25 protein-coding genes and 1 pseudogene are annotated in these 23,681 nt (G+C 69.7%); 21 read left to right on the plus strand and 5 right to left on the minus strand.

From position 1 onward, the window contains the following. The first annotated feature begins 2 nt into the window (after window positions 1–2). From ABZ855_RS45105 to ABZ855_RS45175, 15 genes and pseudogenes are all read left to right on the plus strand, one after another. Entirely contained in the window at window positions 3–581 is a 579-nt protein-coding gene (locus ABZ855_RS45105; protein WP_360818799.1) for an ATP/GTP-binding protein, read from the plus strand. After that, window positions 578–1,864: a cytochrome P450 gene (locus ABZ855_RS45110; protein WP_360818802.1), complete on the plus strand. Its 1,287-nt coding sequence runs from the start codon at window positions 578–580 to the stop codon at window positions 1,862–1,864. The genes ABZ855_RS45105 and ABZ855_RS45110 overlap by 4 nt, the downstream gene beginning before the upstream one ends. Beyond that, a complete protein-coding gene (locus ABZ855_RS45115) occupies window positions 1,795–3,036 on the plus strand; it encodes a cytochrome P450 (protein WP_360818805.1) in 1,242 nt (413 codons plus the stop codon). The genes ABZ855_RS45110 and ABZ855_RS45115 overlap by 70 nt, the downstream gene beginning before the upstream one ends. A 55-nt stretch (window positions 3,037–3,091) precedes the next feature. Beyond that, window positions 3,092–3,754 (plus strand): LuxR C-terminal-related transcriptional regulator, encoded by a 663-nt coding sequence (locus ABZ855_RS45120; protein ID WP_360818808.1) that lies wholly within the window; start codon window positions 3,092–3,094, stop codon window positions 3,752–3,754. Next, the gene (locus tag ABZ855_RS45125; RefSeq protein ID WP_360818811.1) at window positions 3,755–4,801 is read left to right on the plus strand and encodes a phosphotransferase; all 1,047 of its coding nucleotides are present in this window, start codon (window positions 3,755–3,757) and stop codon (window positions 4,799–4,801) included. A 394-nt stretch (window positions 4,802–5,195) separates the two neighbouring features. Continuing rightward, a complete protein-coding gene (locus tag ABZ855_RS45130) occupies window positions 5,196–5,732 on the plus strand; it encodes a hypothetical protein (protein WP_360818814.1) in 537 nt (178 codons plus the stop codon). Window positions 5,733–6,146: 414 nt separating this feature from the next. Next, a complete protein-coding gene (locus ABZ855_RS45135) occupies window positions 6,147–6,662 on the plus strand; it encodes a Scr1 family TA system antitoxin-like transcriptional regulator (protein WP_360818817.1) in 516 nt (171 codons plus the stop codon). A gap of 30 nt (window positions 6,663–6,692) precedes the next feature. Continuing rightward, window positions 6,693–7,172 carry a DUF6082 family protein gene (locus tag ABZ855_RS45140; RefSeq protein WP_360818820.1) on the plus strand — a complete coding sequence of 160 codons (480 nt, stop codon included), beginning with the start codon at window positions 6,693–6,695 and terminating at the stop codon, window positions 7,170–7,172. Between the two features lie 74 nt (window positions 7,173–7,246). Then, complete coding sequence (locus ABZ855_RS45145; RefSeq protein WP_360818823.1) at window positions 7,247–7,750, plus strand: NUDIX domain-containing protein; 504 nt, start codon at window positions 7,247–7,249, stop codon at window positions 7,748–7,750. A gap of 288 nt (window positions 7,751–8,038) precedes the next feature. Beyond that, window positions 8,039–8,884, plus strand: coding sequence for a tetratricopeptide repeat protein (locus tag ABZ855_RS45150; protein WP_360818826.1), 846 nt, complete (start codon window positions 8,039–8,041; stop codon window positions 8,882–8,884). Between the two features lie 420 nt (window positions 8,885–9,304). Then, window positions 9,305–10,573 (plus strand): methyltransferase, FxLD system, encoded by a 1,269-nt coding sequence (gene fxlM, locus ABZ855_RS45155; protein ID WP_360818829.1) that lies wholly within the window; start codon window positions 9,305–9,307, stop codon window positions 10,571–10,573. Continuing rightward, window positions 10,570–11,745 carry an NUDIX domain-containing protein gene (locus tag ABZ855_RS45160; protein WP_360818832.1) on the plus strand — a complete coding sequence of 392 codons (1,176 nt, stop codon included), beginning with the start codon at window positions 10,570–10,572 and terminating at the stop codon, window positions 11,743–11,745. The genes fxlM and ABZ855_RS45160 overlap by 4 nt, the downstream gene beginning before the upstream one ends. 41 nt (window positions 11,746–11,786) lie before the next feature. Then, complete coding sequence (locus ABZ855_RS45165; protein WP_360818835.1) at window positions 11,787–12,761, plus strand: endonuclease/exonuclease/phosphatase family protein; 975 nt, start codon at window positions 11,787–11,789, stop codon at window positions 12,759–12,761. A gap of 161 nt (window positions 12,762–12,922) precedes the next feature. Further along, window positions 12,923–13,024 (plus strand): annotated as a pseudogene (locus tag ABZ855_RS45170) (IS5/IS1182 family transposase); the annotation flags it as partial. A 57-nt stretch (window positions 13,025–13,081) separates the two neighbouring features. Beyond that, window positions 13,082–13,369: a hypothetical protein gene (locus ABZ855_RS45175; RefSeq protein WP_360818907.1), complete on the plus strand. Its 288-nt coding sequence runs from the start codon at window positions 13,082–13,084 to the stop codon at window positions 13,367–13,369. On the opposite strand, the gene ABZ855_RS45180 is transcribed toward ABZ855_RS45175, so the two are convergent. Continuing rightward, entirely contained in the window at window positions 13,366–13,848 is a 483-nt protein-coding gene (locus ABZ855_RS45180) for a hypothetical protein (protein WP_360818838.1), read from the minus strand. The two genes, ABZ855_RS45175 and ABZ855_RS45180, sit on opposite strands and share 4 nt — an antisense overlap. A 404-nt stretch (window positions 13,849–14,252) precedes the next feature. On the opposite strand from ABZ855_RS45180, the gene ABZ855_RS45185 reads away from it, so the two are divergent. Continuing rightward, complete coding sequence (locus tag ABZ855_RS45185) at window positions 14,253–14,621, plus strand: NUDIX domain-containing protein (protein WP_360818841.1); 369 nt, start codon at window positions 14,253–14,255, stop codon at window positions 14,619–14,621. Window positions 14,622–15,400: 779 nt separating this feature from the next. Here the strand turns inward: ABZ855_RS45185 and ABZ855_RS45190 are convergent. The 4 genes from ABZ855_RS45190 to ABZ855_RS45205 all read right to left on the minus strand — a co-directional run bounded on the left by ABZ855_RS45190 (window position 15,401) and on the right by ABZ855_RS45205 (window position 19,105). After that, entirely contained in the window at window positions 15,401–16,816 is a 1,416-nt protein-coding gene (locus tag ABZ855_RS45190; RefSeq protein ID WP_360818844.1) for an amidase family protein, read from the minus strand. After that, window positions 16,813–18,012, minus strand: coding sequence for an MAB_1171c family putative transporter (locus ABZ855_RS45195; protein WP_360818847.1), 1,200 nt, complete (start codon window positions 18,010–18,012; stop codon window positions 16,813–16,815). The genes ABZ855_RS45190 and ABZ855_RS45195 overlap by 4 nt, the downstream gene beginning before the upstream one ends. Then, the gene (locus tag ABZ855_RS45200; protein ID WP_360818850.1) at window positions 18,009–18,437 is read right to left on the minus strand and encodes a secondary metabolite protein; all 429 of its coding nucleotides are present in this window, start codon (window positions 18,435–18,437) and stop codon (window positions 18,009–18,011) included. The genes ABZ855_RS45195 and ABZ855_RS45200 overlap by 4 nt, the downstream gene beginning before the upstream one ends. Window positions 18,438–18,568: 131 nt before the next feature. After that, window positions 18,569–19,105, minus strand: a complete 537-nt coding sequence (locus tag ABZ855_RS45205; RefSeq protein ID WP_360818853.1) for a helix-turn-helix domain-containing protein — start codon at window positions 19,103–19,105, stop codon at window positions 18,569–18,571. A gap of 707 nt (window positions 19,106–19,812) precedes the next feature. Here ABZ855_RS45205 and ABZ855_RS45210 point away from each other — a divergent pair. From ABZ855_RS45210 to ABZ855_RS45230, 5 genes are all read left to right on the plus strand, one after another. Beyond that, complete coding sequence (locus ABZ855_RS45210) at window positions 19,813–19,956, plus strand: hypothetical protein (RefSeq protein ID WP_360818856.1); 144 nt, start codon at window positions 19,813–19,815, stop codon at window positions 19,954–19,956. Then, a complete protein-coding gene (locus ABZ855_RS45215; RefSeq protein WP_360818859.1) occupies window positions 19,953–20,849 on the plus strand; it encodes a helix-turn-helix domain-containing protein in 897 nt (298 codons plus the stop codon). Before ABZ855_RS45210 ends, ABZ855_RS45215 begins: the two co-directional genes overlap by 4 nt. A 2-nt stretch (window positions 20,850–20,851) precedes the next feature. Continuing rightward, on the plus strand, window positions 20,852–21,547 hold the full coding sequence (locus ABZ855_RS45220) for a hypothetical protein (RefSeq protein ID WP_360818862.1): 696 nt from the start codon (window positions 20,852–20,854) through the stop codon (window positions 21,545–21,547). A gap of 153 nt (window positions 21,548–21,700) precedes the next feature. Beyond that, window positions 21,701–22,357, plus strand: coding sequence for a WhiB family transcriptional regulator (locus tag ABZ855_RS45225; protein WP_360818865.1), 657 nt, complete (start codon window positions 21,701–21,703; stop codon window positions 22,355–22,357). Continuing rightward, on the plus strand, window positions 22,354–23,681 hold a 1,328-nt coding region (locus ABZ855_RS45230; RefSeq protein WP_360818867.1), incomplete at its 3' end, for a hypothetical protein. The genes ABZ855_RS45225 and ABZ855_RS45230, both read left to right, overlap by 4 nt.

Genomic DNA, 23,681 nt, shown 5'->3' on the forward strand with positions numbered 1-23,681 from the left:
CCATGCATCTGCCGGGTACCGAACCGGTCCTCGTGAAGATCCTGATCGCCGGCCCGTTCGGCGTCGGGAAGACCACCATGATCAACACCCTGTCGGAAACCGTGCCGCTGCACACCGAAGAAATCATGACGGAGGCAAGCGCCGGGATCGACGACCTGGCCGGCGTGCGGGACAAGACCACCACCACCGTCGCCATCGATTTCGGACGCCGCACCCTGTCCGACGATCTCATCCTGTACCTGTTCGGCACCCCCGGTCAGGAACGCTTCCGGCCGCTGTGGGAGGACATCGCCCAGGGCGCGCTCGGCGCACTGGTATTGGCCGACACCCGGCGCCTGGACGATTCCTTCGAGGTCCTCGACCTGATCGAGCAGCAGGGCCTGCGCCACGCCGTCGTCGTCAACGCCTTCGACGACGCCCCCGTCTACCCGCTTCACACCCTGCGCGAGGCTCTCGACCTGGACCCGGACACCCCGCTCTTGACCTGCGACGCCCGCGAATACCCCTCCGCCATCGACGCGCTCATTGAACTGGTCACCCACTTGATCAACCACTCCGCCCTGGATGCCGCTGCCTCATGAACTACTACCTCCCCCACCCCATCCCGCTGTACGGGCCGGACTTCGCCCAGGACCCGCACGCCGTCTATGCCCGGCTGCGCCAGTACGGGCCACTGGCCCCCGTCGCGATCGCCCCCGGCCACCCGGCCTACCTCGTCACCGACTACCGCGCCGCCCTGGACCTGCTCAAAGACACCACGACATGGTCGAAGAACCCGAGCGAGTGGCAGAAGACGCTGCCGCCCGACAGCCAGGTCCTGCCGATGATGAAGTGGCGCCCCAACCCGCTGTTCAACGACGGCCCGGTCCACGCCCGCTACCGGTCCGTGATCACCGACAGTTTCTCGCGCGTCGAACCGCACCGGCTGCGCGCCCAGGTCGCCCACGCCGCGGACACCCTGATCCGCTCCTTCGCCCCGACGGGCGAGGTCGACCTGGTCACGCAGTACGCCCGCCCGCTGCCGCTGGTGCTGTTCAACAACCTGTTCGGGATGCCCGACTCCTACAGCGACCGCCTGGTGGCCGCGCTCGCCGGGCTGATGGAGGCCACCAGCCCGCAGGAAGCCACCCGGGCGAACGCGGACTTCGAGCAGTACATCGCGGAGCTGATCGCCCTCAAGACGAAGCAGCGCGGACCCGATCTGACGTCCTGGTACATGGACCATCCCGCCGGCCTGAGCACGGAGGAAGTCCTGCACCAGATCGTGCTCACCATGGGCGCCGGGCACGAGCCGACCACGAACCTGATCTCCAACGCGCTGTCGCGGATGCTGTCCAACCCCGACTACTACAGCACCCTGTCCAGCGGCGCGCTCACCGCCAAGGACGCCATCGAGGACGTCCTGCGGCACGAGCCGCCGATGGCGAACTACTCGGCGCACTTCCCGCGCCAGAACGTCCACTTCCACGGCACGTGGATCATGGCCAACCAGCTCGTCCTGGTCTCCTACGCCGCCGCCAACATGTCCCCAGACGGTCCGGCCGTCGGCACCGTCCCCACCGGCGGGGGCGCGCATCTGGCGTGGGCGGCGGGCCCGCACTCCTGCCCGGTCAAGCAGCCCGCCCTGCTGATCACAACCACCGCCATCGAACGGCTGACCAGCCACCTGTGCGACCTGGAACTCACCGCGGCGCGCGAACACCTCGCCTGGCGGCCCGGACCGTTCCACCGCGCCCTCGCCCACCTCCCGGCCCGCTTCACCCCGCTCGCTCCCGACCAGGCAGGAGTCACCCCATGGACCAGCAGCAGCCCCTCCGTATCGACCCCGCAGGCCACGACCTCCACGGCGAAGCACTCCGGCTGAGGGAGACCGGTCCTGCCGTCCGCGTCGTCCTGCCCGGCGAGATCCCCGCCTGGTACATCACCAGCCACGACCTGCTGAAGTCCCTGCTGCTCGATGACCGGGTGAGCAAGGACCCCGGCCAGCACTGGCCCGCCTGGCGCGACGGCGCCTTCCGGGACACCTGGATCATCAACTGGGTGGGCGTGAGCAACATGCTCACCGCGTACGGGCCCGCGCACCGCAGGCTGCGCAAGCTCATCGCTCCGGCCTTCACCGCCCGCCGCACCCAGGCGATGGCCCCGCAGATCGAACGCATCACCCACACCCTCCTCGACGCCATAACCCCGACCAGCCCGGGCCGGGTGGTGGACCTGCGGACGGCATTCGCGCATCCGCTGCCAATGCAGGTGATCTGCGAGCTGTTCGGCCTGCCCGAAACAGCCCGCAGGGACATGGCCCGGCTCATCTCCCGGATCATGGACACCACCATCACCGCGCAGGAGGCGGAAACCACGCAGAAGGAGGTCCGCGCCGTCCTCGCCAGCCTGGTGGCCTTGAAGCGCGCGAACCCCGGCGACGATCTGACCAGCGTCCTGGTCGACGTACGCGAGGAGGACGGCTCCCGCCTGAGCGAGGAGGAACTCATCGACACCCTCCTCCTGATCATCGGCGCCGGCCACGAAACCACCGTCAACCTGATCGGCAACGCCGTCCACGCCCTGCTCACCCACCCCGGACAGCTGGAGCGTGTCCGCACGGGCGAGGTCTCGTGGGACGACGTCATCGAGGAGACCCTGCGCTGGGCCCCCAGCATCGCCAGTCTCCCCCTGCGCTTCGCCGTCACCGACATCCCCCTCCCCGACGGGGGACCCACGATCCGCGCCGGAGAAGCGATCCTCACCACCTACGCCGCCGCAGGCCACGACCCGCAACAGCACGGCGCCACCGCCGCCGAGTTCGACCCCGGCCGCGCGACCACCGACCACCTGGCCTTCGGCCACGGCGTCCACCACTGCATCGGCGCACCCCTGGCCCGCCTGGAGGCCAGGATCGCCCTGCCCGCCCTCTTCGCCCGCTTTCCCGACCTCACCCTCGCCGCGGAGGCCGCAGACCTGGCGCGCGTGGAGTCATTCATCTCCCACGGCTTCCAGTCCCTGCCCATCCGGCTGAACTCCGTCACACCGCCCAGCTGACGCGCGCACACCGCCGTCTGCCCCGTCGGCAACTGTCTGTCGAAAGGATTAGCCCGTGACTGCCCGGCTGGCCCGTCCGCCCGCGTCGCTTCTCCCCCTCACCCCCGTACAACTCGCGATCGTGGCGAAGATCGCGCGCGGCGAAACCACAACCGCGATCGCCTACGACCTGTCACTCACCATCAGCTCGGTCAACGTGCAGGTGACCCTGAGCGGGCGCAAGCTCGGCGCGAGCGGCCGGGCCGCCGTCGTCCACGCCACCCTCGCCACCCACCAACTCCCACGCCCCCAAACGGTCCACGCCCCCGAGAACCTCTCGGACCAGCACATCGAGGCGTGGCACATGATCGCCGTCGGCGCCACCTCCAAGATCTACGCGAAGCGCGCCCGCACCAGCCGCCACGAAGTCCTGCGGCGAGTCCGGGCACTGCGCGAGTTCGTCGGCGCCGCCAACGACCCTCACCTCGTCACCCTCGGCTGGATGTACGGCGTACTCGACGATTCCCTCACCGAGATGGCCACCGGCCATGTTCTCCGTCCCCCGACACACGCCGGACAAGGACGGCGGCGCAACAGTGACGTACGCGTCCACGCGGAAGCGGGCAACGACCCACAGGCCGCGACGCCCAGCGCCGACCGGCACCGGACCCCGCCCCATGCACCGTCCTCGTCTCACCGAACTCGACGTCCTCTCTTACCCGAGAGTGTGGTGATCTGAGTGGACAGCACGGACTGGGAAGCCGAACTGACGGCCGACGTCCTGGAAGACCAGTACGGATTCACCGCCTCGGCGGTCGAGCCCGTCCCCACGAGTACGGAAACGACCGTCCGGCGCGTCCTGACGGACGAGGGACGACGGCTGGTCGTGAAAAAATACCGGGCAACCGCCAGGCAGGACACCTTACGTATCGCCCTGGACATGTCGGAGTACTGCCGGGCAGCCCAACTTCCCGTTCCCCAAGTGCATCCCGACGTGGACGGCGATCTCGTCACGATCGCGCAAGGCCATGCCTGGTCCGTGACCGACGAGGCGCCCGACCTGGTCTCCACCTCGGCCATGACACTCACCCTGGCCGAACACATCGGCACCACACTGGGACGCATGCACCGGGTCCTGGCCGCCTACCCGCTGCCCGAACGCGTGCAGCAGAGCCGCTGGCGCACCGAACCGGTCGAGCACGCACTCGCACAGTGCGACGCCGTGCTGCACCGAGCCCTGCGCCACCGGCGGGTGCACGGGGGACATCTGATCTCCGACCTCGACCAGCGGCGTGAGGATCTCCACCGCCACACCCACCGGCTGCGCCAGCAGCTACCCGAGAACCTGATCGAACACGCCCTGCACGCCCACATGTCCCGCACCCACTTGATGGTTGCCGCCGACACGGTCACCGGCATCGTCGGTTTCCACGGCGCGACAGGCATCACGGCCTGGGAGCTGGGCCGCACGGCGTTCGATCCGCGGACGGTCGCCACCAGCCCCGCATGGGCCGCCTGCGCCCTCGCGATGCTGGCCGCCTATCGCGAAGAAAACCCCACCCTCCCCTTTTCCGACCTACAGGCGTGCACCCGGATCGCCCTCCTGGACCTGCTGTTCGGCCTCCACGGCGCCACCACCGCGGAACACGAACTTTCCGCGGTGGCGCAGGCCAACTCGCAACTGCACTGGAGCCAGCGGCAGACGACCATCCAACGCCTGCTGGACCACCTCGACGACCTCGACGACGCGTTCGCCGCCCTCGGACCGGGCACGGGCCGACCGTGAACCGTCCCTCGGCGACATCGTGCCCGCACCGCCCGTCCCGGCCGCGGCTCCGCACAACTCACCAGCAGGAGGAACGGCTTGCACCGCACCGCGATCAGCCCACACCCAGCATCCACCATGCCGCCTCCGTACACCGGCCTCGCTTTCAGCGGCTGGCGGACCGCGCACCGACCGGTGGCGGGGGGCGGGCCGTGATGACGATCTGTGCAGGCAAGGCGCCTGCTATCAGGCAGGCTTCCGCCCCCGAGGGAGGGGCGTGGGATGTGGAACCTCGGTTTGTCACCCCGGGAGATCGCCGGATCCAGGACGCCCAGGCCATCCACGGGTGGGCCATGCCCTGCCGTCTGCCCCAGCTGATCCGCAGCTCTGACCACCAGCCGAGCCGGGCAGTCGCATGACCGGCGCACCCGAGGCCCGGCCGGCCTTCAGCCTCTCCATCGATCCCCGTGCCCTGACCGATCTGCTCCAGGCCCCGGGAGACATCCGCGATCTCGCCCTCACCCTGCTCCACGACGTCGTCACCGCACGGCTGTTCGGCGCCAGACTCACCCACGACCTCGAGAACTGCCGCAAGCTATACGTCGATCACCGCAAAGCGTGGCGGATCGTCTACATCCAGCGCCCCGTGCCCGCGAACTTCACGCACCGCGCCGAGATCCACGTCGTCGCCGTACGCCCACGCGCCAACCAGGAGGTGTACGACACCGTCCGCGCCCGCCTCGGCATCCCCCACGCCGCCCGCGCCCCACAGCCGGACACAGCGCATCAGCCGATACCCAGGCCAGCCCTGCGGCCCTACCCGATGCCCGGCCTGCCCCGGCCCCGCCCCGATGAACCCGCCCGAGCCGTCACGCAGACGCTCCCAGCCCCGCACCCCGGCCTCGAGCCCAGGTCGGAGATCTCCCCTCCAGCGCCCTTCACGGCTTCTTGAACAGCCATGTTTCGTCAACCACCGGTCTCGCCCAGCCGACCGCAGGAGGTCCTCATGCACCCGGTTCCCTTCTCCGTCTGTGCTCCTCCTGCCCTCGAACGGCTTCGCCGTATGCCGCGGCCGACCGGGCCCACACGGGGTACGGCGATGATGTCACCAAGGGGCCCCTCACCGCGGATCCATCGCGACCGGTGCCGAGGCGAGGGCGCGTGAGCGGCGTGAACCAGTTCCCATTACCTCGGCCCACGCGGGCCGAAAACGTCGTCAGGCCCTTCGGCTTCCCGCACGAGGCGGCGCACACCACCGACGCCCCCGGCCAGCCCCATCGCCAAAGGCCGAGCCATGACGCCCAGCACTGATCCCAGCCCGGCCGCGCCCGTGATCAGACCAAGCCAAGCGTGGAACCCGCACGCCATGCCGATCACGCCCTGGCAGAGAGCGCGCCATATCCGGATCCACGCCTCCACCCTCGTCCCCGGCCCATTACAGATCTACAGATACCGGGAGGCCCTGCGCAGCTGTTCATCGGCCCGCGAAGGCGGCCACAACGACGCCGACCTGCCCAACAACGTGAAGACGACGGTCCTCCTCGAAGAGAGCGCTCTGCACCACCAGGTCCGCTCACCCGACGTCATGTCCGCCCAGATCGCGCACCTGATGGCGCTCCTGCACCCCGGCACGGACCTGTCGCTCGGACTGCTCCCCCTCAACGCGGCCCGTACACCGGCCGAACTCCCCCGGGAACCCTTCGCAATCCTCGACGACCACGGGGTGATCCTGCCTCTCACCCCGGTTCCTCTCGTTCTCGAACACCACTCCCAGACCTTCCGCTACAAGGTCGCCTTCGCCCGGTTGCACCGCCTCGCCCTCACCGGCGCCCCGGCACGTCACCGCCTCTCTCGCCTCCTGAACACCCCGACACCCGCCTGACCCCCACCCCGCGGAAGGAAACAACCCCCTATGCCCAGCAACCGCCTCACGAACGCCGCCCTGCTTGCCCTCGCCGGCACCGCCCTCGCACATACCGTCCTGAGCCACCGCCGGCACCACGACCGAACCGTTCTGGCCACCGCACACATCCACCAGCGGCTCCTCGCGGAGCAGATCGCCCGCCCCGGCCTCCGCACGATCTGGGGAAGCCTGGACCCGCTGGACCCGGCCGAGCGCCGCCTCCACCTCCACCGCAACGCCTGGGTCTCAGGCTGGGAGGCGATGTACCGGGTCGGCACCCTCTCCGCCGACCGCGTCCACGGCGCGGCACTCACCCTGTTCGCCTCCCCCGACGGCCAGAAATGGTGGACCCGCGTACGGGACGCGCGCGCCCAAGCCGCCGACGACGCGTGCGCCCGCCGCTTCCACTCCCTGGTGGACACCGCCTACCAGGATGTAACCGGCGACGTCCTGCCCGCCTTCGCCGCACCCCACGAAGCACGTCCGTGACCAGTACAGACCGCCACCAGCCGATCCGAAGCGGCGGTCTTCCTTCCCGAAATCCAGCCAACCGGAGGTCCTTCATGGCACACGCCGACACCGACTACGCCCGCCCCGCACGCCGCCGCGTCGGCGCCCTTCTGCTGATCCGCAACCAGTCCGGTCACGTCCTGATCGTCCAGCCGTCCTACAAGGACGGCTGGCACCTAGTGGGCGGCGGGGCGCTCCCCGGCGAGCCACCTCACGTAGCCGCCCTGCGGGAGAGCATCGAAGAGACCAGCCTCACCGACCTGACCGTCGGCGACCTGCTGCTCGCCGACTACATACCGGCCGAGCCGGACGGCAGCAGCGCCGAGGGCCTCAACTTCGTGTTCGACGGCGGCATCGTCCCTGACAGAACCGCCATCACCCTGCCGCGCGCCCTGCCGGGCGAAGAACAGCCCGAGCTGATCGGCTGGGCGTTCGTCTCCCCAGACCGACTCGACGACTACTGCCTGCCCCACCAGCGCCAGCGGATCACCGAAGCCCTGGCCGCCCTCCACGACCCTGTTCAGCGCGGATACCGCGTACGAGGCCACCGCATCTGAAACCCGGCACCACCGGCACCGCACCCACACCCCGGTCCCACCTGCCTCGGACAGGGACTGGCCCGCGCACCTCCGCGTCGACCAGACCAACATCACCCCGCGCTCGCCCCGTCATCCAGGACCAGCGGCTTGTGGACCCGCACGGCAACTCCGACTGGGGCACCGGCTGCACCCTCGACCTCGTACTCACCTATCTCACCAAAGCCCACGTCGACCCGTAACCCCCTTCCCCGGACACAGCCCATCCCCCTGGCTCCCCTTTCACACATCAGCACCAGGAGGCACACCATGACGCTGAAAACCGACTTCGACAGGGCCCGTGAGCAGGCCGAACATGCCCTGCGCAAGGGCCGGTTCCCCGAGGCCGAGCAGCTCTACACGGCACTGATAGACGCCCCTGCCGGGGAGGACATCCCGGCCGGCGGGGAGCGTCAGCAGGACGGCGCGCACCGCGACCTTCCTGCTCTGCTGGAGGGCCATGCCCTGGCCCTGTACGGGCTCGCCCGCTACCAGGACGCCGAAGCACGGCTGAGGGACGCGCTGGAGCGCCGGGGGGCGGCCGACGGCCCGATGGCGGCGGCCACCCTCAGTACGATGGCCCGCCTCGCGGAAGCCGTCGGCGAACAGCGCCGATGGACGGAAGCACGGGAACTGGCCCGCGAGGCCAAGCGCCTGGCTGATCTGTCACCCGACGTCACGCCCGAGACACGGGTGTCCATCAGCCTGGCCCTGCCCTGGCTCCTCGTACGTACTCAGGACGACACCGCCATAGCGCAGGTACGCGCCCTCGTGACGGACGCCCATTTCATCCTGGGAACGGACCACCCGCACTGCTGGGCGGCCCGGCATCTCTTCGTCCAGGTCCTCTATGCGACCGGCGCGTACGAGGAAGCAGAACTCGAGGCCCGGAACCTGCTCGAACTGCGGAACGAACGCCAGGGGCCCGTGCACCCGCACACCCTGCTGTTGCGCCGCGATCTTGCCCTCATCCTGCACGCCGCCGGACGCCACGACGAGGCCGCCGAACTCATCACAGACACGTGCGCAGCCGGCGAAGACACCTTGGGTCCGGAGCATCCCTGCACAGCCCACCTGCGAACCGCCCGCACAGCCATCACCGAACAGTTGTCCTGACCGATGAGCAGGACCGCATAGTCCACCGCCCAGTCCGGGGGACCATGGGCCGACCTTTCGCCCTGGTCGCCGCGCCGATCTCAGCTGTGCTGAGCGCCAGATGTATTGCCCTGTGAGGTTGCGGACGCGGCTGGCGGGTGGGCTGCCTGCGAGCAGGCGACGCGGAGCGAGGCGCTCACCCCGTAGTGTCTCCCAGCGGCGAAGGCGTCAAGAAACCGGAACCAGACCGTGCGATGGCCAGCCTCCGGCTCGCAGCCGCGGGGCGCCTCAGATGGGTGCGGCACCCGCCACCACCTGCACGCTTGGCCGACCGGCGATGACCTGCCGTCGTACGCCTGACGGCCTGCCCCGGACACGGCGCGTCACATTCCCCGACCGTGATGCGCCAACTCCCCGACTCTGCAAGGAGCAAAGCGCCCTGTGACTCCCCCCATTGTGCCGCCTGCCGTACCGGCCGAGACGACCGCTGCCCTGCGCCATGCGCTCACCGACCAGCTCCTGGATGACGGCTGGATCCGTACGCCGGCCGTCGAGGCCGCGTTCCGCGCGGTGCCACGCGAGGCGTTCGTCCCGGAAGCGTCTGTTGCCGATGCCTACGCCAACGACGTCGTGGGCCGCATCTACGACGCCAGCGGACAAGCCGTCAGCTCGGTGTCCGCGCCGTGGCTCCAGGCCGACATGCTCGAATCGGCCCGCCTGGCACAAGGGCACCACATCCTGGAGATCGGATCCCGGGGCCCCAACGCCGCCCTTGCCGCGGAGATTGTCGGCGCCGGGGGCAGCGTCACCACCCTCGACATCGACGACGAAGTCACCATCCGAGCCCGGCTCGGCCTGCGAGCCACCGGCTACGACCACGTGCGTGTGGTCACCGCCGACGGCGAACACGTTCCGCGCGACCTCGTCCCGCACGGCGGGTTCGACGCAGTGATCGTGACCGCGGAAGCCTGGGACCTGCCCTGGCTAGACCTGCTGGCCGAAGGCGGACGGCTCGTCGTACCGCTGCGCATCCACGGCCTCGTCTGGTCGATCACGTTCACCAGGAGGGGCCAACTCCTCGAATGCGAGGACCCGTTCACCGTGTGCGGGTTCGTTCCCATGCGCGGCGCCGGCGCCCACACCGCGCCCCTGCTGTCCCTCCGCGGCGGCGAGATCGGTCTCCGCTTCGAGGACGGCACCCCCGTCAATACCGCCCACCTGGACTCCGTCCTCGGCGGTCCTCGGCATGAGGTGCGCACCGGGGTGACCGTGGTCGACCAGGAACCGTTCGACCGCCTCCAGCTCTACGTTGCCACCGTTCTTCCCCACGTCGCCCGCGTCTCGGTCGACCCCGCTCTGGACACCGGCGTCGTTTCCCCGCCCCCGCGCTCGCACTGGCCGGCCATCGTCACGCTTCAGGACGACTCGCTGGCCCGGCTCGCCTGGGTTCAGGTCGCCCAGGACGGCGAGCGCCGCAGGCACGAGTTCGTCGTCCATGGCTACGGCCCGGCAGCCAAGGAGCTGGCCACGCGCATGGCCGAGCACGTGCGGCACTTCGACCGCGAGCACCGGGCGGCGGGCTATCCGCGGCTGCGGGCCGTCCCGCGCTCCCTCGCCGACGACCACCCCACGGACGGGCCGTCGGTCCTCAAGCAGCATGTGCGGCTGGACTTCAGCTGGCCGACGCAGACCGGAGGCAGCACGCGATGACACCCGAAGAACTGGTCAACACCGAGGTGTGGACGGCGTACGGCAGCCACCACATCCGCAAAGCGACCCCCCTGCCGGAGGTGACGCGGATCGGCTGGGGCCCCGGAGGTACCGGTCCCGGGGATGAGATCCTCGGCGACCTGCACGGTCTGCGCGTGCTGGATGTCGGCTGCGGGCCGGCCCGGCACGCCGCCCACCTCGCCCGCGAGCACGGCGCGCTGGTGGACGCCGTCGATTCCTCGCCCACCCAGATCGAACGCGCCCGCGCCCGCTACCACCAGCTGCCCGGGCTCAACCTGGTGCTCGCAGACGCCGTCGAGCACCTGCGCACGGCCCGGCCCTACGACTTCATCTACTCCGTCAACGCCTTCCCCTTCATCGACCCTCACCGGCTGCTGCCCGCCCTGGCCACGGTCCTCAAGCCCGGCGGACGCCTGTACTTCACCGTCCTGCACACCAACTCCCCTGGCCACGGCCCCACCACCGCCGTCACTCCCAGGCCAGAAGTCCTGCGCCTGGCCGACGGCGGCGACCTGACCGTGCAGATGTGGGTGCTCACTCCCGAGCTTTGGGAGGATCTCCTCGTCCAGTACGGGCTGCGCGTGGAGACCATCACCGTCCTCGACACGCCCGAGGAGACCAACCACGCCTCCTACCGGCTCTTCGAGGTCCGCCGCCCCGCCCGCATCACCTCCCGGCCGCGCACCACCCGGCCTCCCCAGGCGCACGCGGCGCTCGGCGTCGGCGCCATCCTGCTCGGTCCCGACGGCCTCCTCCTGGGCCGGCACCACCGGCACACCGCCGAACTGCCCGGCGGACGCGTCGAGAAGGGCGAAACGCTGCCCGAGGCCGTGGTACGCGAACTCGCCGAGGAAACCGGGCTGACCGCGGACCCGGCCGATGTCCGCCTGCTGGGCACCCTCCTCGACCACGTCGGCGATGTCGTCCGCATGACCGTGGGCGCCGTCGTCACCACCTGGCAGGGAACCCCCACCGACCAGAGGGGCGAAAGCGTCGGCAACTGGCGCTGGTGGCCCCTGGACGCACTGCCACCAGGACTGTTCGTGTGCAGCGCGCAGATCCTCACCGCCTGGCGTCCCGACCTGCCCATCGACCACCCGCCCGCCCACTTCACCCCCTTCGTAGACCAGAGCCCGCCCATCGCGCCGTGACGGCCTGCGACCGCATCCAACCGGCCATCAGGAGTGACCGCGTGACCATACGTGCCGGCAACTTCAACGCCTACAAACTCAGCCTCGCCGCCCGTGGCACCACCGCATGGAACGACCGCGTCACAGCCGTACGGGAACTCGCACCCGACCTGCTCGGTCTCCAGGAGGTCGTGGTCGACGAGGCGGCCACACCGCCCGACCAGTGGAATGCCGTCGCTGCCCAGACGATCACCGCGTTCGCCGAGGACTGCGGCCTGACCGCCTCCGTCCCCGCCACTCCCGGACGCCCGTACGGGGTGACCATGGCCGCCAACGTGCACCGGGCCTGGTACACGGCGGTGTTGTGGAATCCCGCTGCGGCAAGCGTCGTGCCGGGCACGTACCGGCCTCTCGGCGCCCCGGACTTCTGGCACGGGCTGACCACGGTCGCCTTCGACATCGGAGCCGCCGAACCCCTCACCATGGTCGCCTATCACGGCGATCCGTTCCGCCCGAACTGGCGCACAGAAGAAGCACGGCGCATCAAGGGCACCCTGCGCCGCCCCGGCGGAGTGACGCCTGCACTCGTCGTCGGCGACTTCAACGCCCTGTCCGCCGCCCGAGTACCCGGCCCCGACGGGACCCTGCGCTACTACGACCACGAGGTGTACGCCGAGCAGGACCACGACGATCTCGAATACCAGGTACTGGAGGGCACCATCGGAGGGGAGCAGCTGGCCGACCGGCGCCAGACCGAACTCCTGCTGCGTCGCGGCTACATGGTCGACGCCGCCGCCCACCTGGGCGTGCCAGGGCACGCCACGGTCGGCCACTGGAAGGACGGCCAGGGCGACCCCGACCCGTTCGGCGAACGCCGGATCGACCTGATCCTCGCAACCCGACCCGTCACTCCCGCGTTGTTGGTGTACGGAGTCCAGGACAGCAAGGCGGCTCGAGCCGGATCCGACCACCTCATCCCCTGGGTCGACCTCGACCCCGCCAAGGTTTCCCGTGAGTTGGGGATAACTGAGGGGTGATCGAGCCGGAACCGGGAGGCGTCGGTCCTGAGAGCCCCGGATGAGAGAGCTTCTTCAGGCTGGCCACCAATCAAGTGACGGTTCACGGACCGCAACGAGCGAGGCCCCCAAGCTGTTGATCGAGATGTATGACGTCTCAATCACCGTGCTCGGGGGCCTCGTTGGTCATCTATCCTGCCGCACTCGACCCGCCGCATGCGCTCGTGGAGTGGGTGACCATGCTCGTCGTCACCCGTGAGGACGACCGGCGCTGCAAGCTCCCCGAGGCCGCCGCCCCGCGCGAGGCGGGCGAGGAGACGGGCCTGACGGAGTTCAAGATCGTGAGCAAGCTCGGCAAGACCGAGTACGACATGAGCCCACACTGGTTCGAGTTCCAGCATCGCCACGTGTTCCACCTGGAGCTGAGCGAGGCCGCCCCGGCACGGTGGGCCAGCCAGGAGAACCACGACGGCAAGCAGGAACCCACTCACTTCGAGTTTCTGGATGCCGCTGGAGGCCGCCCGCATCCTTCAGCCCGGCCGGGGCGCCCTACTGGGGCGTCTCTACGACTGATCACCTGTCCCCGCCCTGGCGCTGTGCGCCCGTCCTTCCGGGTTCTCCTCGTCTAGGCTGCCTGCGGCCTCGCTGGTAGCCCGCTGCCGAGCCACTCCAGGGCGGGGGCCAGCAGCATGCGGAAGTCGGGGGTCTCCATCGACGGCAGGTCCACCGTCACCCAGACCTCCTGGGGTGTCGTCAGGGAGGTGACCAGGCGACTGAGTGGTCCGCCGTTGTCGGGGAGGCGCTCGGCGAACAGCGAGCGTGTGGCGGACACCGCGTCCACCGTGCGCAGATACTCGGCGCCCTGCGTGTGCGTATACGGTGCGAGGGCAGCAAGCGTTGCCGGGTCGTCCATCTGCTCATCGCGGTCGAGCGCAAACAGGATCAGTGCCAGGCTCTGCAGGGCGAGATGGCGCCTGTACTCCCAATCCTTCGTCAGCCACTGTGGCTCGATGAGCCGCACGGCCCGGGCCACTGCGGCTTCCCATCCAGGCTCGTCCCGGCCGATCGCCGAAACCTCTTCCGCTGCCGTGCGCAGATTCGATCCCATGGCAGCACCGTAGCGATTCGACGGCAGCCTCAACAGGTTGACCAACAGATCTCGCGCCTGGCAAGCGCCGTTCACCCAGACGGACGCCCGGCCGCAAGGATCGCGTCAGATCGGCTGGCTGAGGCGGCTCCTGCAGCGTATCCGCGCGAGGTTTTGTCACCGGTGGACCCGTTCCGCTCCCCGCTCGTGCCTTCGGCGTTCGGTGATGTCCCCCGCGCATGCGCGCGGGTTCCGGAGTTCTGGAGTTCTGGGCGGCTGAACTCGCCTGGGGACGGCATGATCTCTGCGTGGTGACACGCGGGTTCGCGTGCCGGGTTCATGGCGATGCGAACGACCTGATCCTTGAGAGGGGCGGCATGGGGTGGGTACGGACAGCTAGGGAACTGCTCCACCAGGGTCCGTTCGTGGCCCTGTACCGCGACTCGGTCCTTCGCCCGGACGGCGTCGCCGACGCGTACGACCATGTCGTGGTGGAGGACGGCGTCCGGGTGGTGGCCCTGGATGGCGACGACCACGTCTTTCTGGTCGAGGACCATTTCTATCTCCAGGAACGCCGCGTTCTGCATGTCCCCGGCGGTGGCTGCGGCGGGCAGGATCCGCAGGCAGCAGCCGTGCGGGAACTGGAAGAAGAGACCGGCCTGGTCGCGGGCGAGACGCATCCGCTCGGCGTGATCGACCCGCTCCCGGCGACCACGGTCGCACGGACCCATCTCTTCCTCGCATTGGCCTTCGGCAGGGCCGCATCCGTCGCGACGAGACCGAAATCGGGATGACGGTCCAGCGGTGGAAGCTGACCGACGCCGCCGAAGCGGTGCGAGCAGGTCGGATCACCGAGGCCGGGAGCGTCGCCGCACTGCTCCTAGCCGAACGTGGGCGGGCATAAAATGACCGGAGTGGAGGAGGATCCGGAGGTACGCCGTGCCGCGTGGAACCTGTACCTGGCGCTGCACAACCTTGCGGACAGTCAGTCCTTCGGGCAGGTCCTCACTTCCGTTCCGGACAAGGCGCTCGGGGAGATCCACGATGCTCGCGCCCAACTGGACCAGTGGCAGCCGGTGTTGAAACGCCGCCACCCGGACCTGGTCCACCAGGCGCATGACGTGATCGACTCTTGGACGGACCGTCCCGCAGACCGGCTCGTGAAACTCTTGCCGCTGCTCGATGACCTCGCCACGCTCGCCGGATCATCCCTCCCCTTCAGACTCCGCCCACCGCGTAGTCGGGGGCACAACGTCACTCCCGTCACCGGGACCCGCCAGTCAGACCGATGTCGCCTCGGCGTCAGCGACGGCCGCTGCGCCGCCACTGGGTGTGCTGCGGTAGGAGGTTGGTGGCACGGGCGCGATTAGTGGGCGGCCCTGGTAAACCCGTTGCGCCGTACGGTGGCCAGTGGACGCCTTCGCCCAGCCCTCGGATGCTGCATTCCGGGTCGCAGTCCGATTGAAGCTTGCCAACTCTCGATCAGGTTCTCCAGGTGCTCACTCAACGTGGCCATGTGCTTCCAAGACATCTTCAGCGGGCACGTCGGAAGCACGGACCGGCTACTACGTCCTCACGCGCAGGCACGAAGCAGGGATGACAGCTGGTCCGCCACTGCAAGCAGAACGCGGTCCGCGTACGGCCGGCCGATGATCTGGACACCAATGGGCAGTCCCCCGGTGGTCGTGGTCACTGGTACGACCAGGCTGGGGAGGCCGATGTGGCTGGTGAGGTTGGCCCAGCCGGTCTGGTCGAAGAAGCTCCGTTCCTCGCTGTCGACCACCAGGGTGCGGCTGCCTGCCGGGATGGCGGCGGTGGGCGCAACTGGCGTGACGAGGACGTCGTGCTCCGTGAAGAACCGCTGCCAGTCCGATCGGAGTCGGGCGCGTTCTTCGTTCGCGCGCAGCCAGGAGCGGTGGGTTTGGGTCCGGTGGCGCAGGAAGGTGGCGCGGGGGCTGGAGTCGTGGTCCTGCAGTTGTCGGGCGGCGGCGAGTTCAGCGGTAGCCGTTCCGTCGGCGGCGGTGGCCGTAGCGGTGGCGTGCAGGAGCTGTTCGAACAGGCGTGTGGAGTCAGCGAAGCGAACAGGTCCTGGGGTGTGGCGGACCAGGGCTCCGGCTGCGGTCAGCGCTTCCTCAAGGGTGCTGAGCGCCTGGGCGGTCTCCTGGTCGACGGGGCAGTTCGGGTCCTCGGCCCAGATCGCCATGCGCAGCTGTTCGACGCTCCTGTCGGACGTCGGCAGATCTATGCGCCATGGTGTGTTCTCGGCCGGTGCCGGGGTGGTCAGGGCGCTGAGTAGCAGGTCGAGGTCTCGGGGGTGGCGGGCCAGGGGGCCGGGGGTGACCATGTCGCTGCTGGTGAGCCAGCCCGGCGGCCGGGGAATGTGGCCGCGGGCGGGGATGAGTCCGCGGGTGGGGCGCAGGCCGTATACCCCGCAGTAGTGGGCCGGCAGGCGGAGCGAGCCGGCGAGATCGCTGCCGAGGTCGGCGGGGGTGAGGTGGGCGGCGACCGCTGCGGCGGGGCCGCCGGAGGAGCCGCCGACCGTGCGGGCCGGGTCGTGCGGGTTGAGGGTCGCGCCGAAGAGTTCGTTGTCGGTGTGGAGGTCCTGGCAGTACGTGGGGGTATTGGTCTTGCCCATGATCACCGCCCCCTGGTGGCGGAGCCTTGCGACCGCGTCGGCATCCCGATCGGGAATGTGATGCTGAAGCTCCTCGGCACCGCTGGTGGTGCGCAGTCCGGCCGTCTCGAAGCTGTCCTTGATGGTCAGGGGGAGGCCGTCGAGGGCTCCGGTCTTCTGCCTGCGGGCGCGGCGTTCGTCGGCGGTGTGGGCTGCGTGCCGGGCGGCGGCGTCGTCCCGGGTGACGACGGCGTTGATGGTGCTTGCGTCGATCCGGTCGAGGTGGAGATCGAGCAGTTCGCGGCTGGAGATCTCACGGCGGTCGAGGGCGCGGAGCTGGGCGTGGGCCGGGAGGGCAGTGTAGTCGGTGGTCACCGGAGACCATCTTCGCGGGCTGTGGAGCGCTCGTGCCGGGCGAAGTGCCGGGCGACGGCGCTCAGGACGGTGAGGTCCTCGATGGGGTGGGAGGATTCCATGTTCTGGTCGGCGAAGTCGGTGGATCGGGCCGGTGGCGTGCCGTGTGTGTGGGCGGTGAGGGCGGCGCGGATCTGGTCAGCGGTTATGGCCGCGTGGAGTTCGTCTCCCGAGAGGCCGGCGGCTCGGTGCCGCTGTTCGCTGTCCTTGCGTACGTCGTGGTCAAGGTAGGGGCGGACGGCTGTCTGTCCGTCGCGGATCTCCACGACGCGGCGGTAGACCTGGAAGGAGATGCCCTGTGTGGGTGGGCGGCCTGTGGCAGTGGAGTCGTTGGGTGTGAGGACTATTTCGGGTACGGCCCGGTGGAAGGCGAGCCACAGCGGGTGCAGTTGGCGGTGGGCCCGTCGCAGGCCGATCCAGTAGTGGGTGCGCTGCACTTGGGCGGTGAGGGTGGGGACGAGCCAGCCGACGAGGGTGAGGATGGTGCCGGTGTCGCCGCAGATCCAGGCGAAGTCTTCCCAGCCGGCCAGTGAGGTTCCCATGGCGGCGGCGATCAGGTTGCCGATGCGGACGGCGCTGTAGCCGAGGGTGACGGCGGCTCCGACGGAGACGACCTTCAGGCCGATGCGGACGGCCGTGCGGGGGCTGCGGCTCGCCAGGCGCCAGCACGCCACGGTCAGGTAGAGCTCGGCGAAGGTGTAGGCGCTGATGTAGAGGGTCAGGTAGGTCGCGTAGATGTGGTCGTGCGCGTAGTAGAGGGTGAAGTCCGTCGGCCGCTCGACGGCTGGTGTCAGCAAGAAGAAGAGCACGAACAACCCGCTGATGACGGCGACGCCGGAGCGGAGCCAGTACCGCGACATGCGCCGCGCCCGGTCGGCGGGTGATCCCCAGTGGCTGAGGACAACCTGTTGGCAGGCCAGCAGTGCCACCACGCAGCTCATGGCCAGCGGCACGGCAAGGTTCCGCGTGCCGAGGGTGTCGTCGATGGCCCGCCACATGGGGCTGATCGAGAACAGGAAGCTGAGCGCCGAGAGCAGGTAGACGGCCGTCAGCGCCGTCCAGGCGGTGTCCCTGCGCCGGGCGGGAAGGTCTCTGAGCAGGAATGCGAGGCCGACCAGCGCCACGGTCAGGCTGATTGGATGCAGGAAGTCTTTCACCGGTTGCTCCCTCTGCGGCTGAGCAGGGTGTGGGCGACCCGCTCCTGTATGTCGTCGCCCGCCGGGGACGCAGTGCGCAGACGGTGCTCGATGACGCGGCCGGACAGGTAGGAGGCGAGGAGTTCGGCGTCGTGCTCCTCGGCCTCCTCGTAGCTGCTGCGCCCGAGCATCATCTCGACCAAGTCTGGGTCGAGCAGCGGGGCGAGGTCCTGCGGCTCCGCTGCGGGCACCTGGCCGCGTTCGTGGTGACCGAGAAACAGATGGGCCATCTCGTGGCCGATGACGTGATCCTGGTGGGCACGGCTGGTCCGCGGGTCGAAGAAAATGTAGAAGGCGCTCCGGGTGACGTACGTGACGCCGCAGCGCCGCCCCGGAACGGTCTGGGCCGCCTCGATGTGCACCGCGCGCCCTGTCCGGCGGGTCACTTCGTGCCGGAGGTCACGGACGCTTGCGACCTGAGGGAGTTTCAATTCCGTCAAGAGACTTGACTGTTGACGCGGAGACGACCACATAGTTCTCTCTGTTTCTCATTCTTCTGAGTCTATTTGACAGGGTGTCACTCGGGCTCTGGAGGGAGCCCTTCGAGTTCTCTCACCCTGTCAACTTCCTTTAGGACTTGGGCAAATCCGTCATCGGACAGCCCGATCATTCGGAAGAGGACGCTCTCGATCCCGGCCTGCTTCGACTTGACCGCAGCAAACTGGCGCATCGCCTCGATTGCCAGGTCGCCGTCATCGAAGAAGTCGCGCGGGAATCCGAACGCCCGGGCTAGCCACACCTTGGTCTCTGCGGACGGGTTGACTCGCTTCCCGGTGCGCAGCAGCGAGATATAGGAGTCGGAGAGCGAGCCTCCGAAACCGGCAATCCGTGCGGCTACCTCCTTGTTGCTATAGACGCCTCGCCGCGGAGGGTGAACGTGCTCGAACAGCCAGTTCAGCCGTTCGCGGAACACGGCCCCTTCATCGGCGGAAGCCCGCCCCGACAAGCCACTCATGATCAACTTCCCCCTGTGTCCGACCTTTGCGACACCACCACCGTACGCCACCGTTGACTGGTGTTGACTGGCGCGCCCCGGATATGACAAGTTCTCCACCGCCAGCACTCCTCGGTTGGTTTGGGAAGCTCGTCCTCATGAGTCATATATTCACATGCGTAATCGGTTCAATAGATCGACGGGAGGCCCGCTCGCAGCAGATTTCACGCCCCTTTCATACACGAGCCCTGCCTCGCGGAACCTCCGAGAAAGCTCAAGCCCGAGCCGTTCTAGAGAAAATTTCCGGCAAGGAAACGGAAGCCGGCGCGGCTTTCGATGGGCGTCCACGGAAGGCCGAGGTGCGCAATTCCCTGCGCGATGCGACTGATTGGAGCCTGCCGAGAACCAGGCACGCTGCCGCATTCCAGGCACTCTGGGCGGCTGCGGCTACGGCCGCCCGGAGGCTTCACGTGGACACGGCGGCGCATTTTGGCGATCACGAGACCCGGCCATCACGTCACGCTCTGCAACTAGTAGAGAGTTTAAGAACCAACTCTGGATCTTGAGGCAGCGTCGTGCGTATGTTCGTCGTCCCCCGGGCAACCCGGCCGGCACGACGACTGCGAGGAGCAGCAGCACGCCATGCGCGCACCACGGGCCTCGTAGGCCCGCATAACAGCGAAGGCGCCCGAGAGGTGCGAACTCCCGGACGCCAAACGCTCAACGGCACTAACCGCCCCGGCAAGGGCGGAGATTGCCCACCTTCACCACGCTGATCCCTTCCACGGGGCGCTTCAGCGTGGCAACACTACAAAGGGGATTGTTACATGCCTCCTGCCCTGCGCAAAAGGCCCGACTATCTGGCCTGCGCGGCAGCCTCATCCTCCTCGGCGACGTCGTACCCCGAGGAGAACACCACCAGCGCCTCGGCGATCCGCCGGTCCGCCTTCCCGTACGGGAGCGGCCGATGAGCAGCGAGGCCCGCGAGTGGGTGTGGGAGCACAGCACGAGCAGGGGAACAGCCCGCCTGGTCCTGCTGTCGATCGCCGACCGGGTGGCCGACAGGCAGTGCATCTCCTGGGCCTCTCTGGCCAGTCTGGCGGAGCGCACGAATGCCTCCCGGTCCACGGTGCGCGACGCGCTCGACCGACTGCTCGGCGCCGGCGAGCTGGAGCAGCTCGACGACCTCACCGGCCCCCAGCGCAGCACCGTCTACCGCCTGCCCGTCGCAGCCGAAGCCCTGGCGGACGCCGCCCTCCAGCACGAGGCGGACGACGCAGCTCCAGCGACGGACGCCCCCGCCGAGCCTGACGTGACACTGCGCGTCTCGGCTCTGCGGCGATACGGAATCCGCCCCCGGGAGGTACCGGAATCCCCTGCCACGTCCCGGAATCCGGCAGGTCCGGAATCCGGTACCTCACGACGGAAACCGGCACGTCGACGTACCGGAAACCGGCACCCCGGTGTACCGGAAACCGGCCCCCAGAACCGTAGTGAACCGAAGGTGAACCGTAGGTACAGCAGTAGTGGTACCCCCGTCACCCCGGCAGACGAGTGGCAGGTCGACCCAGCCGCCCACGCCTGGGCTCGCCAGCACGGGCACCTCGACCGCCTCGGCGAGGAGGGCCTACGGGCGGCCGACGCGAAGTGGCGCCTGCACCGCGCGGACTTCAAACCCCGTCCAGCCTCCGGGTGGGCTGCCGACTGGCGCTCCTGGATCGCCCGCGAACACGCCCCCCACCGCCCCGGCCCCTCCCCCACCGTGCCCGGCAGCGGCACCGCCCCGACCGGCGGCATGACCCGCGCCGAGGCCCACACCGCCGCCCTCCTCGCCGCGCTCGACGAGCCGACCGGATCGGAGTAGCCATGGACCGCCGCGAAACCGCCGCTCTGCTCGCCTACATCGGCCGCCTCGACCCCCGCACCATCCGCACCGACCAGGGCGAGGCCCGCGACCAGCTCGCCCAATGGCACGAACTGCTCGGCGACGTACCGCTGGCCACGCCGCACGGCTGGGACGCCCGCATCGCCGCCCGCCGGCACATCCGCACCTCGCCGTACCAGATCCTGCCCGCGGACATCGGCCGCCCGTGGGACAGCTACCGGCGTGACCGCCTGGCCCGGCACACCGACCCGACGCCGTCCGCCGACCCCGACGACCAGGTGGCCTGGACCGCCGAGCTGGTCGGCACCCGGCGCGCCGTCGCTGCTGGCAGCACGCAGCCCGCGCAGGCCAGGGCGATCACCAGCGGTCGCCAGATCGACCCCGAGCTGGAGGCGCGGCTGCGGGAAGTCGGCTCGTGCATCCCGCCCGAGGCCCGAGCCGACCTCGCCCGCTTGTGGCCCGCCCGGGCGGCACGTGAGGCGGCGATCGCCCAGGGCCTGCCGGACGCACTCTCGGTCCGCTGCACCTGGTGCGAGGCGCCCATCGGCGCGCCGTGCCGCCGTCGGCGCGTCGGCCCCGACGGCTTCGCTCGCGGCAACACCGCGCGCGCCAACCCGCACCACTGCCGCCGCGACCTCGCCGCCGCCCAACAGGCCCAGCAGCCCGCCATGGCCTGACCGACCCGCCCCCGGTGCGCAACCGCCCGGCACACCACAGCACCCTCCTTCCCCCTCCGGCCGCCGAACCCCCTACCCGTAGCCGGCCCCGAACGCCGCGTCCACCCACCGCCGGCCCCCACCGGCCGACGTGGCAGCACATGGGAGACCACCTTGCGCCACATCACCACCCACCACGCGCCGGCCACCGGTCTGCGCGGCATCGGCGACACCAGCTGGCAGACCCACGGAGTGTGCCACGGCATGGACCCCGAGGACGCCGACGCCGTCTTCTTCCCGCTGCCCCGAGACCACGAGGAAATCGCCGAGGCGAAGGAACTGTGCGGGCTGTGCCCGGTCCGCCGCGACTGCCTCAACTACGCCCTGGAGAACGACCTGAAGGAAGGCGTGTGGGGCGGACTGACCGAGGCCGAGCGCGAACCCTGGCACGAGGGCCTTCCCCAGCGCCTCGACTACGGCCGGGTGATCGCCTTCTTCAACGGACGCGACGTGCACCTGACCAAGGCCGAGCGCCAGATCGTCGTCGACCACGCCTACGCCCGGGGCTGGCGCACCGACCGGCTCGCCGCCGCCCTGCAGATCGGCCACAAGCACGCCCGTGACCTGCTGCGGCAGGCCGCCAACAAGGTCTTCGACCGCGACAACACCCTCGGCGTGCCGCCGAACCCGTACAAGCAGAACAAGAAGACCAAGAAGAAGACCGCTCCACGGGGCAACCGACCCGCGGTGTCCACGCCCGGCCCGCAGCAGCTGGTATCCCCGCTCGCGAGGCCCGACTCGGCGCACATCCCTCTCGGAAAGGCAGCATGACCCGCTCCATCGCCTGGTCTCTCGGTGCCGTCCCCGACTTCACCTTCCTCCTCGCCACCGCCACCGGCACGGCCGTGGCGGTGGCGGTAGCCCTGACCGCCTGGGTACTCCGGCACCGGCAGACGCGCCCGCAGAAACGTCTCGGCAGCCCGGCGGTCAAGGTCGCCACACTCGCCGCACTCGGCTGCACCGCCTACAGCGCGGACACCAGCTGGCGCTTCGCCGCCGACTACCTCGACATGGCCGGCACCGCCGAGCGGGCTGGCATGTTCGCCGCCGCCGAACTCGCCCTCTTCGCCACCGCCCTGATGGCGCGCCAGAACCTGGCCACCCTGGGTGCGCCCGGTCTGCCGGGCAGCCTGGTGTGGGCCATCACGGCAGTGCAGGTGATCCCGGCCTACGCCGAGAGCGGCCCCGTCGGCGGCACCGTCCGCGCCTTCGTCGGACCGGTCATGGCGGCGATGCTGTGGCACCTCGCCATGGGCATCGAACTGCGTCTGCGCACCCCCGACGCCGCCTCCAACGGTCTGATCGCCACGCTGGGACGTGAGGCACGCGAACGGCTGCTGTCCCGCCTAGGGATCGCCGCCCGGGACCGCGACGCCGCGCAGATCACCCGCGACCGGGCCACCGACCGCGCCGTATCGCTCGCCGCCCACCTCGCCGAACGCACCCCCGAACAGCAGCAGAGCCGACGCGGACGGCGGCTCACACGACGGCTGTCGAAGGCCATCAGCCGGGCCTCGGTCGGAACAGATCCCGACCAGCGCGCCAAACTGCTCGGCCAGCTCGCCGCCCGTCGGCACGCACTCACGCTCGCCACGGTCCCCCTGCCCTCCCCCTGGTCCCCGCACCAGGCCGGCACGACGACGGTGACGGTCCCCGCACCGACGGCTTGGAACACCACGGTCCCCATCCACGGTCCCGGCACAGCCTCCCAGCCCATCGGGGCCCGGGGACCGCGCCCCGAGCGGGGACCGGTCCCCGGAACCGGGGACCGCGGAACGGGGGCCGGGGGCCATGACATGGGGACCGCCACCACCGGGGGCCTGGCCGGGGGGACCGAGCCGGTCAAACCGGAGCCCCAGCAGCCGACCGCAGGTTACGTGGGGGCTGGCTTCACTGAGGTCGAAGTGCCTGGTCAGGACGCCCAACTGGGCCGGGGACCGGGTGGCCCCGAGTCGGGGACCGACACCACCGGGGACCGGGGACCGAGCACCCCCGACACGGGGACCGACACCACCGGGGACCGGGGACCGAGCACCCCCGACACGGGGACCGACACCACCGGGGACCGGGGACCGAGCACCCCCGACACGGGGAC

Origin of the sequence: Streptomyces sp. NPDC047042, from assembly GCF_040644035.1 — a bacterium.
Classification (GTDB): Bacteria; Actinomycetota; Actinomycetes; order Streptomycetales; family Streptomycetaceae; genus Streptomyces.